The organism is Trebonia sp. (assembly GCF_049794275.1).
Lineage (GTDB): Bacteria > Actinomycetota > Actinomycetes > Streptosporangiales > Streptosporangiaceae > Trebonia.
The window spans coordinates 1-2967 of the sequence record NZ_JBARCR010001141.1; the positions used below are offsets into that span (position 1 = coordinate 1).

Sequence of the window (2967 nt, forward strand, 5' to 3'; positions counted from 1 at the left end):
GGCGCAGGTCGGCGACCCGCGCGCCGACGTCGCGGCGGGACTGCTCACCGAGCAGGAGCTGAGCCAGCTGAGCGCGCTGTTCGGCCAGGGCGCGACCGACCGGGTGGTGCTGGAACGGGCGCTCAGCATCGAGGCGCAGCTCCGCAAGCTGGCCGCCACCGGCAGCGAGCCGATCGAGCCGCCGCGCAGCAGGCTGCGCGTGGTCGCGATCGACAAGCGGGTCGGCCCGCTGTCGGCCAGGCTGCTCGGCAGCTTCGTGGTCACCGCGCTCACCCACCTGCTCGGGCAGGCGGAGGCCGGCCAGCCATGGCAGCACACGCTGTACCTGCTCGGCGCGGAACGGCTCCGCGACGACGTCCTCGACCGGCTCACCGACGTCTGCGAGAACTCCCGTTCCGGGCTGGTGCTCGCCTACCGGTCGATGCCGCCCCAGGTCCGGCAGCGGATCGGCAGGGGGAACGCGTGCGTGGCGTTCATGCGGCTGGGCAACGCGGAGGACGCGAGGGCCGCCGCCGAGCAGATCGGGACCGAACACCGCTTCGTCCTCTCCCAGCTCACCGAGACCGTCGGGACGTCGGTGACGGACACGACCGGTGTCTCCTACACGAGCACGGTCGGCGAGTCGGCCTCGCTGGCTACCTCCGCCACCGGCAGCGAATCGCTGTCCCGCGGCGGCGGGCAGTCCCGCTCGGCGCCGAGCAGCTTCCTGCCGTTCGGCGGCGGTTCGTCCCGCTCCGCCGAGACGAGCAGGTCGCACGGGTCGAGCCAGTCGGAATCGCTAACCGCCGGAATCAGCACGAGCACGGCGTGGGGACTGTCGACCAGCCGCGCGGCGGGTGACAGCGAGTCGCTCGCGCGGTCCATGCAGCGTTCGAGGGAGTTCCTCGTGGAAGCCGCGGAGCTGCAGCGGCTGCCGCCCACCGCGATGATCGTCAGCTACGGCACGGCAACCGGACGGCACGTCGTGCTCGCGGACGCCAACCCGGCGATCGGCGGTCTCGCCGTGGCCACCACGTCCCCGCTCGCGGATGCGCACGCGCTGACGGACGACCCGCCCGCCGAGCTGGGGGGCCCGCACGGCCCGTCCCCCAATGTGGGACCGCCGGCGGACCGGCTGGACTGGCGCAAGCGCTGACGACCGCGTCGCGATACCGGATAGCATCGGCCGCGATGGACCAGAACAGCCACCGCTCCAGGTTGCCGATGCGGGCCAGGCTCGCGACCACCGTCGGCGGTGCCGCCGCCACGGTTTCCCGCCTCGCGGGACGAGACGGCTCGGTCATCGGCGGCATCATCGGCCTGCGGCTCGAGCCCGGCCTGCTGTCGCTACTCGCTGCCGATCGTCAGGTCGTCCTCGTCACCGGCACCAACGGCAAGACCACGACCACGCGGCTGATCACCGCGGCGCTGACCCCGCTCGGCCAGGAGATCGCGTCGAATATCTACGGCGCGAACATGGAGGCAGGGCTGACGTCGGCGCTCAGCCGGGCTCCTGGCGCGCCGATCGCCGTCCTCGAGACCGACGAGAAGTACATCCCGGCGATGGTGAAGGCGACCAACCCCAAGGTGGTCGTGCTGCTGAACCTGAGCCGCGACCAGATGGACAGGGCAGCGGAGATCTGGCTGCTCGCGCGCCGCTGGCGGGAAGCGCTGGCCGCAGTGCCCGGCTGCCGGGTGGTCGCGAACGCCGACGACCCGCTGGTCGCCTGGGCGGCGAGCTCGGCCCGGCAGGTCACCTGGGTGGCCGCGGGGCAGCGCTGGCGAGAAGACTCCTGGTGCTGCCCGAACTGCGGCTCCCACCTGCACAGGGACGGTGACGACTGGGCCTGCGGGGAGTGCGGCGGCCGGCGGCCCCCGGTCAGCTGGATGCTCAGCGGCGACCAGGTGATCGACCCCTCCGGGCGGGCCACCCCCCTCGACCTGAAGCTTCCCGGCCGGGCCAACCGGTCCAACGCGGTGATCGCACTCGCGGTGGCCCAGGCCTTCGGCGTGCATATCACGCAGGCGCTCGGCGAACTGCGCGCGGTGACCTCGGTGGCCGGCCGGTACACGCAGGTGAACAGGCGCGGCTGCGAGATCCGGCTGCTGCTCGCCAAGAACCCGGCCGGCTGGCTCGAGGCGCTCGACGTGCTCGCGCCAGCCCCGGCGCCCGTCCTGCTGGCGGTGAACGCGCAGGGGCCAGACGGCCGTGACACCTCATGGCTGTGGGACGTCGACTACCGGCGGCTGCGCGACAGGAACGTGCTGGTCGGCGGCGAGCGGAAACTCGACCTCGCGGTCAGGCTCGAGGCCGACGAGGTGCCGTTCCGGCTCGTGAACGATCTTGACGAGGCGGTCGACCTGGCGCGGACCGTGGCGCCGAACCTCGAGGTGCTCGCGAACTACACGGCGTTCCAGCAGTACCGTGCCGTCCTGGGGAGGACACAGTGATCTCAAGGAAGACAGTGATCCTACGGAAGACACAGTGATGCGGCCACTGCGCCTGGTCTGGATCTACCCGGACCTGCTCAGCACCTACGGCGACCGGGGCAATCTGCTCATGCTCGAGCGGCGCGCCAGGCTGCGCGGGCTGCCGGTCGAGGTCACCGAGGTGAACTCCGACCAGCCGGTCCCGCGGGACGGCGACATCTACCTGATGGGCGGCGGCGAGGACCTGCCGCAGACGCTGGCCACCCGGCGGCTGCAGGCGGACGGCGGGCTGCACGAGGCGGCGAACCGCGGCGCGGTGGTGTTCGCGGTCTGCGCGGGCTACCAGGTGCTCGGCATGGAGTTCGGCGGTACGGACGGGGCGCAGGTCCCCGGACTCGGCCTGCTCGACATCCGCAGCGGGCGCGGGGAGCGCCGCGCCGTCGGCGAGATCGTCGCCGACGTGGACCCCGCGCTCAACGTGCCACGGCTCACCGGGTTCGAGAACCACCAGGGCGTCACGAGGCTCGGCCCGCAGGCCAGGCCGCTGGCCCGCACCAC

At 72.6% G+C, this 2967-nt stretch carries 2 protein-coding genes and 1 pseudogene; all 3 read left to right on the top strand.

The window, feature by feature from the left end; all coding sequences use genetic code 11:
• Window positions 1-1135: pseudogene (locus tag WA805_RS28270) on the top strand (hypothetical protein); the annotation flags it as partial.
• A gap of 35 nt (window positions 1136-1170) precedes the next feature.
• On the top strand, window positions 1171-2430 hold the full coding sequence (locus WA805_RS28275) for a MurT ligase domain-containing protein (protein ID WP_422273179.1): 1260 nt from the start codon (window positions 1171-1173) through the stop codon (window positions 2428-2430).
• Window positions 2431-2467: 37 nt separating this feature from the next.
• The coding region (locus WA805_RS28280; RefSeq protein WP_425243849.1) for a glutamine amidotransferase at window positions 2468-2967 on the top strand (500 nt) is incomplete at its 3' end.